The following is a 7,766-nucleotide window of genomic DNA, read 5'->3' as shown; positions in this document are numbered from 1 at the left end:
GTCCGAGGCCGGCGCCCGTCCGCTCGGCCCGCCGCTGACCGGCCCCACCGGCCCTGCCGGCTGGGTGCTCTCGGTGGTGTTCTCCCCGAACGAGCAGGTGCTGGCCAGCAGCAGCCGGGACGGCACGGTGCGGCTGTGGGACATCACCGACCGTGCCCACCCTCGTCTGCTCGGCAGGCCGCTGACCGGCCCCACCGACGGGGTGACGTCGGTGGCGTTCTCCCCGGACGGCCACACCCTGGCCGGCGGCAGCTGGGACCGCACGATATGGCTGTGGGACGTGACGGACCTCGCCGCCCCCCGTCCGCTTGCCGGGCCGATAGCCGGCCACACCGACGCCGTCACGGCGGTGGCGTTCTCCCCGGACGGAAAAATCCTGGCCAGCGGCAGCCGGGACAGGACGGTGCGGTTGTGGGACGTCACCGACCGGTCCGATCCACGCCCGCTCGGCGAGCCGCTGATCAGCCATTCCGATGCCGTGGTGTCGGTGGCGTTCTCCCCGGATGGCCGTGCCCTGGCCAGCGCCGGCTACGACAACACGGTGCGGCTGTGGGATCTGACCGACCGTTCCCGTCCGCGCCTGTTCGGCTCCCCGCTGGTCGGCCACACCGCGTTCGTGTTCTCGGTGGCGTTCTCCCCGGATGGCCATGTTCTGGCCAGCGGTGGCTTCGACGGGACGATCAGGCTGTGGAATGTCACCGACCGTTCCGACCCGCATCTGATTGGTGATCCTCTGCGGGTCTCCACCAGCACCACCGTGCGCTCGGTGGCCTTCTCCCCGAACGGTCGTACGCTGGCCAGCGGCAGTTTCGAGGGGATGATCCGGCTGTGGGACATCGCCGATCCTTCCAGGCCGCGCCCACTCGGTGGCCCCCTGACCGGCCACCAGGACTGGGTGCTGTCGGTGGCGTTCTCCCCGGACGGCCGTACGCTGGCCAGCGGCAGCCGGGACAACACGGTGCGGCTGTGGAAGCTGCGCTGACCGGGCGTCGTTTTCCGGTGGTGCTGGCCGGCACGCGGTCAGCCACCTGGCCGGTTCAGCGCAGCTGGACGGCGATCAGACAGGTGTCGTCGTCGGTGTCGGGGGTGGTGTGGCGCAGGAGATGGTCGGCATACCGCTGGAGGTCGGCGATCGGCCGGCCGGCGGCCAGGACCAGGGTGTCCAGCGTCTCGTCGAGGGCGGTCCCGCGTTGTTCGACGAGGCCGTCGGTGAACAGCAGGACGCCGTCGCCGGGCCGCAGCGCGGTGGCGGTCTCCTCGTAGGCGCTGTGTGGGTCCGCCCCGAGGAGGACGCCGGCCGGCAGCGGGAGCATGGCGGCGTCGCCGTCACGGACCAGGACGGGCGGCAGGTGCCCGGCGCATGCCCAGCGCAGCATACGGGTGGCCGGATCGTACAGACCGCAGACGGCGGTACCGGTGACGTCGTCGGTGAGGTGGTAGGCGACGTCGTTGAGCCAGCGCAGCAGCTGGGCCGGCCCCGCCCCGGTCATGGCGAGCCCACGCAGGCTGTTGCGTAACGTGACCATGCCGGTGACAGCTCTGATCCCGTGCCCGGCGATGTCACCGACGGCGAGAAGGACCTCCCCGGAGGGCAGGACGACCGCGTCGTACCAGTCGCCGCCGACCAGATGGTCCTGGTTGGCCGGCCGGTAGCGGACGGCGATGTCGAGCCCGCCGTTCTCGACCGGATCGGCCGAGAACGGCGTGATGGCCCGTTGCAGCTGGATGGCCAGCCGCTGCTGGTCGTCGGCCCGCTGTTCGGTGTCGGCGAGCTGGTTGCGGGTGGCGGCGAGGGCGACCTGGGTGTGGTAGAGAGTCGAAAGATCCTGGTATGTGCCGCGGACGGCGACCAGGGTGCCGGCGGTGTCCGTGACGGGCTCGGCGAACGCGCGTATCTGCCGGATCGCGCCGTCGGCCCGCAGCAGCCGGAACGTCGTGGCGGCCGGCCGTGCCTGGTCGAACAGCACGTCACGGAAACGGCCGACAGCGGCGAGATCATCGGCATGGACGTAGGCGTCCAGCCCCTGCAGGGAGACGGGCGCTTCCGGCGCATCCGGCGCCAGCCGGAACAGCGTGAAGGTGTGGTCGGTCCAGCGCACGTCACCGGTGAGCATGTCCTGCTGCCAGCCGCCGAGCTCACCGAGCCGCTGGGCGTGCTGGAGGATGGTGGTCAGCCCGTCGGTGTCGTCGGTCCGCCGCCAGGTCAGCGCGATGCCGTCGAGGAACCGGCCGATACGCACGTCCATCTCCGTCGCGACGATCCGGCCGCCGACGATGACGTGGACGGGCAGGCCGTCGGCCTGGTACGGCCGGCCGGTGCGCAGCACGTCCACGGCCTGCCCGAACAGCCCGTCCAGGACGGTCATCAGCGGATGTAGGTGGGACAGCCGGCGGCCGACGAGGTCACGGGGCTCCCGGCCGGCCGGGTCGACGAACCCTTCGCTGACGTGGTCGATCTGGAAGTCGACGATCCGCCCGTCATGGTCACGGACGGCGTGGGCGACGAGGGCGGAGCGCAGCAGGGCGTCCAGCAGGGCGGGCAGCCACGAGCCGTGGCGTCCCCAGGCGCGTTCCCCCTGGGCCGCCCCGAGGCTGCCGGCGCAGACCCCGGCCAGCGTCAGCAGCTGGTGGCGCAGCGCGGGAGTGAACTCCTCGAGGGGCTGCGGCCAGCAGATCTCCATCGCCCCCAGCAGTGCCCCGGCGTCGGTCAGCGGCAGCGCCACCCGGGCGCCGCGCCATCGCCCGACCAGCGGGATCCGGTCCGGCAGGTGGCGGGCTGCCGGCCACCACCGGGGGCAGCCGTCCTGGGCGACCCGCTGGGCCGGGCAGTCCATCTGCGGCGGGATGCGCTGCCAGCGGCTTGCCTCCAGGGCGCCGAGCCCCGCCTCGCCGGCGAGCTCCAGCGCGCCGTCCGGTTCGATCATCCACAGTGCCACGGCCACGGCTCCCAGCGGGGCGAGGGCCTCCTCCATCGTTGCCGCGGCGATCCGCTGCCCGTCCACGGCCGGCGCTGCCGGGGCCTCGGCCGGCTGCGCCGGCTGCTGCCGGGGCGGCCGCGCCGCGCCCAGCGCGAGCGCGTCGTCCGCCGGCTGGCCGACCACGTCGGCGGCAAGCTCCGCCAGGGGCATCCCGGACCGGGCCGCCAGGTGGGTGAGCTGCCTGGCCGCCTCACCGGGGGAGCAGCGCAGGCGCTCGGTCAGGACGCCGATCGCGAGATCCACCAGGGCTTCGGTGGCGGCCTGCGCCCGCACCGCCTCGAGTTCGCTCTGCTGACGGACGATCAGCGCGGTCAGACGCGCCACCTGGTCGTCGCCGGCCGGGCCGGTCGGTCGCTGCGTTCCCACGTACGTCCCTCACTGGTTCGGGTGCCGCCGGCCCTCACTGCTTCGGGTGCCGCCGGCACGCGGGCTCAAAGGCCCCCCAGCGCGGACATCCTCGCACGAACGCCGCCGCGCGGACGGAGCCCCTGCGGTCCGCTGTTCTCCCGGTGTTCGTTTCTGTCCCGTGGTTCTCCTCTGTCCCGTGCTTCTCCGGTCCCTGGCAGCGAGGGCCGAAGATGACGCGACAGTGCCTGTCCAGACTGTTGCCTGTCCGGTCTGTTCGGCGCATGGTCGATGCGTGCTCGGTGGCTGGTCGGTATCTGTCCGCGTCGATTACGGGCCTCGCTTCCGAGGCCGCTCGGGAAAACCATAGGACATCAGAAAACTGAGCCGAGGGTGTTGTCCGTTTCACCCTGGTTTGCGAATCGTCGAACTCTCTAACGTGGAACACGGGACCGGCCGGCTGTCCGGGCCGGCGGCCGACGAGCGGGGTGTTGTACCGGTGGGTGAGGCTACGAACTCGGAGCGGGCGAACTCGGAGCGGGTAACGGCGCGCGGGCGGGACGAGCCCGCGCTGCGTCAGCTTCTCGCCGGTCTGGCGGCGGTGCGTGGCGGGGACTTCCGCGCGCGTCTGCCCCATGGCGACGACCCGCTCATGAACGAGATCGCCGACGTGTTCAACGGCATGACCGACCAGCTTTCCATGATCGCTTCCGGGGTGGCGAGAGCGGCCCGGGAGGTCGGCGTGGAGGGCAGGCTCGGCCGTCGCCTCCGGGCGCCGGACGTGCCCGGCGCCTGGCGGGAGCTCATCGAGTCGACCAACATGGCGGTGGGCAACCTCGGCAGCCAGGTCCGTGACATCTCCCAGGTGGCGGCGGCGGTGGCCCGCGGCGATCTCTCCCAGAAGATCACGGTGGACGCGCGCGGGGAGATCCTGGAGCTGAAGAACACGATCAACACGATGGTCGACCAGTTGTCGTCGTTCGCCGGTGAGGTCACCCGGGTGGCCCGGGAGGTCGGCACCGAGGGACGGCTGGGCGGGCAGGCCTTCCCCGGGGTGGGCGGAACGTGGCGGGACCTCACCGACTCGGTGAACTTCATGGCCGGCAACCTCACCGGCCAGGTCCGTTCCATCTCCCAGGTGGCGGCGGCGGTGGCCCGCGGCGATCTCTCCCAGAAGATCACGGTGGACGCGCGCGGGGAGATCCTGGAGCTGAAGAACACGATCAACACGATGGTCGACCAGTTGTCGTCGTTCGCCGGTGAGGTCACCCGGGTGGCCCGGGAGGTCGGCACCGAGGGACGGCTGGGCGGGCAGGCCGACGTCAAGGGCGTCTCGGGCACGTGGAAGGACCTCACCGAGTCCGTCAACGTCATGGCGGCCAACCTCACCGTCCAGGTCCGCTCCATCGCCGAGGTCACCACCTCGGTGGCCAAGGGCGACCTGACCCAGAAGATCCGGGTGGACGCGCGCGGGGAGATCCTGGAGCTCAAGGAGACCATCAACACGATGGTCGACCGGTTGTCGTCGTTCGCCGACGAGGTCATCCGGGTGGCGGGCGAGGTGGGGACGCAGGGCAACCTCGGCGGGCAGGCCGTCGCGCGGGGCGTCTCCGGCACCTGGCGGGATCTCACCGACAACGTCAACTCGATGGCCAGCAACCTGACCAGCCAGGTCCGCAACATCGCCCAGGTCACCACCGCCGTGGCCCGGGGCGACCTGTCGAAGAAGATCGACGTCGACGCCCGTGGGGAGATCCTGGAGCTCAAGACCACCATCAACACGATGGTCGACCAGCTGTCGTCCTTTGCCGCGGAGGTCACCCGGGTCGCCCGCGAGGTCGGCACCGAGGGGATACTCGGCGGGCAGGCCGAGGTCGAGGGCGTCTCGGGGACGTGGAAGCGGCTGACGGAGAACGTCAACGAGCTTGCCGGCAACCTCACCCGTCAGGTGCGTGCGATCGCCGCGGTGACCAGCGCGGTCGCGGCCGGTGACCTCACCGGGGCGGTCTCGGTGGAGGCGCGGGGGGAGGTCGCCGAGCTCAAGGACAATATCAACGCGATGGTGCGGTCGCTGTACGAGACCACGCGCGCCAACCAGGAGCAGGACTGGCTGAAGACCAACCTGGCCCGCATATCCGGTCTGATGCAGAAACACCGTGACCTCGACACCGTCACGGAACTGGTCATGGACGAGCTCGCCCCGCTGGTCGGCGCCCAGTACGGCACGTTCTTCCTGGCCGGCTCCAGCTCCGGCTCCGGCGCGGGCGCGCCCGCGCTGCGCCTGATCGCCAGCTTCGGCTACCAGGCCCACCCCGACGTGCCGCGCGAGTTCGGCCTGGGAGAGTCCCTGGTCGGGCAGGTGGCCAGAACCAGGCGGTCGATTTTCGTCGACCGGACCCCGGCGCATTATGTGAAGATCTCGTCCAGTCTCGGCCATGCCGGGCCGGTCAATCTGATCGTGCTGCCCGTCCTCTTCGAGGACCATGTGCTCGGTGTCATCGAGCTCGCCTCCTTCACCCCGTTCACGCAGGTGCACCGGGATTTCCTGGACCGGCTGATGGACATCATCGGTGTCAATATCAACATTATTGTCGCCAACTCCCGTACCGACGCGCTGCTGGCGGAGTCGCAACGTCTCGCCGCCGAGCTGCGGGCACGTTCCGAAGAACTCCAGAGCCGGCAGGACGAGCTGCAGCGTTCCAACGCCGAACTGGCGGAGAAGGCGGCTCTGCTGGCTCGCCAGAACCACGACATCGAAGTCAAGAACTTCGAGATCGAGCAGGCCCGACAGGAAATCGAGGAACGGGCCCGGCAGCTCGGCCTGTCGTCCAGGTACAAGTCGGAGTTCCTCGCCAACATGTCCCATGAGCTGCGTACGCCGTTGAACAGCCTGCTCATCCTGGCGCGGCTGCTGGCGCAGAACCCGGCGAACAACCTCAGCCCGAAGGAGGTCGAGTACGCCAACGTCATCCACTCCGCCGGCTCCGATCTCCTGCAGCTCATCAACGACATCCTCGACCTGTCGAAGGTCGAGGCCGGGAAGATCGACGTCCATCTGGAGCGTTTCGCCCTCGGCGCGCTCCTCGACGACGTCCGGGGCATCTTCTGCCCGGTCATCGAGGAGAAGGGCCTGCGGTTCGCCGTCGACGTCGCCCCCGACGTGCCGGACGCGCTGGTCAGCGACCAGCATCGTCTGTTGCAGGTGCTGCGCAACCTGCTGTCCAACGCGGTCAAGTTCACCCAGCGGGGCGGGGTGGAACTCCGGATACGGATGGTCAGCGGCCGCGTGCTCGACGACGAACGACGCCCGGCCGTCGCGTTCGCGGTGACCGACACGGGCATCGGTATCGCCGAGGAGAACCTGGACCGGCTTTTCGGGGCCTTTCAGCAGGGTGACGGCAGCACCAGCCGCAGATTCGGCGGGACCGGCCTGGGCCTGTCCATCGCGCGTGAGGTCGCGGCTCTGCTCGGCGGTGTGATCCGTGTCCAGAGCGAGTTCGGGAAGGGCAGTACCTTCACCCTCTATCTGCCGCTGTCCTCGCCAGGGGCGATCGGTGAGAAGGCCCATGGCGCCACGCAGCCGGCCGTTTCCGGCCCGCCGGCGCCCGCGGCCCCGCCGCTGCCGCTGCCGCCCGTCCCGTCCAGTTTGTCCAGTTCGCCAAGTTCGTACAGTTCACCCATTTCGCACAGTGCACCTGGTTCATCCGACGTGTCCGGCTCGCAGGCGCCCGTGTCCGCGCCGATACCCGCACCCGCACCCGCACCCGCACCCGCGCTCGCGCTCGCGCCCGGCGGCAACGGCGTCCCGGCACATGCCACGGACGACGTGCTGCGCGGCCGCAGGATTCTCGTGATCGACGACGACGTCCGGAACGTGTTCGCCATCACCAGCGTCCTCGAGCTCCACGGACTGACCGTGATTCACGCGCCCGACGGGCGCATAGGCATCGACATCCTGGTCGCCACCGACGGCGTCGAACTCGTTCTCGTGGACGTGATGATGCCGGAAATGGACGGTTATGCCACGATGACGGCAATCCGGGAAATGGCTCGTTTCGGTGCGCTGCCGATTATTGCCGTCACCGCGAAAGCCATGCCGGGCGACCGGCAGAAATGCCTTGCCGCCGGCGCCGACGACTACGTGACCAAGCCGGTCGACACCGACGAGCTCCTCACCTGCATCCGGCAGCGGCTCACCCGTCAGGAGCCCGGCGAGAATATCCGGTGATCAGTATTCCTGTTCAGGTGGCGGAAACCCGCCGGGCCCACATCCCTGCCGGGTGCCACGGCGTACCGCCGTGGTCGGCCATGGCAGCGGACCACCGGTCAGGATCCGTGTAACGACTGCCGGCCGAAGTCCGCGGGCTGTGCAGCGGATTCACCGGGCCGGTCGGGGCGTGCCGTATTCGTGCCCTCGAGGACCTCGGCCCGAAGAGGCGGAAA

Annotated in this window: 3 protein-coding genes; 2 read left to right on the top strand and 1 reads right to left on the bottom strand. The window is 70.2% G+C overall.

Annotated features, from left to right (window positions below):
* A partial coding sequence (locus tag AC5LSR_RS03325) for a WD40 repeat domain-containing protein (protein ID WP_493468128.1) occupies positions 1-982 on the top strand: 982 nt, incomplete at its 5' end.
* A 55-nt stretch (positions 983-1,037) separates the two neighbouring features.
* On the opposite strand, the gene AC5LSR_RS03320 is transcribed toward AC5LSR_RS03325, so the two are convergent.
* The gene (locus AC5LSR_RS03320) at positions 1,038-3,344 is read right to left on the bottom strand and encodes a SpoIIE family protein phosphatase (RefSeq protein WP_250280954.1); all 2,307 of its coding nucleotides are present in this window, start codon (positions 3,342-3,344) and stop codon (positions 1,038-1,040) included.
* A 478-nt stretch (positions 3,345-3,822) separates the two neighbouring features.
* Between AC5LSR_RS03320 and AC5LSR_RS03315 the strand changes: the two genes are divergently transcribed.
* Positions 3,823-7,551, top strand: a complete 3,729-nt coding sequence (locus AC5LSR_RS03315; RefSeq protein ID WP_250280956.1) for a hybrid sensor histidine kinase/response regulator — start codon at positions 3,823-3,825, stop codon at positions 7,549-7,551.
* The last annotated feature ends 215 nt before the right edge of the window (positions 7,552-7,766 follow it).

The sequence above is a fragment of the Protofrankia sp. CiP1_Cm_nod4 genome (assembly GCF_982290645.1).
Note: the sequence above shows the minus strand (reverse complement) of the source record. Positions and strands in the feature narration are given on the sequence as shown.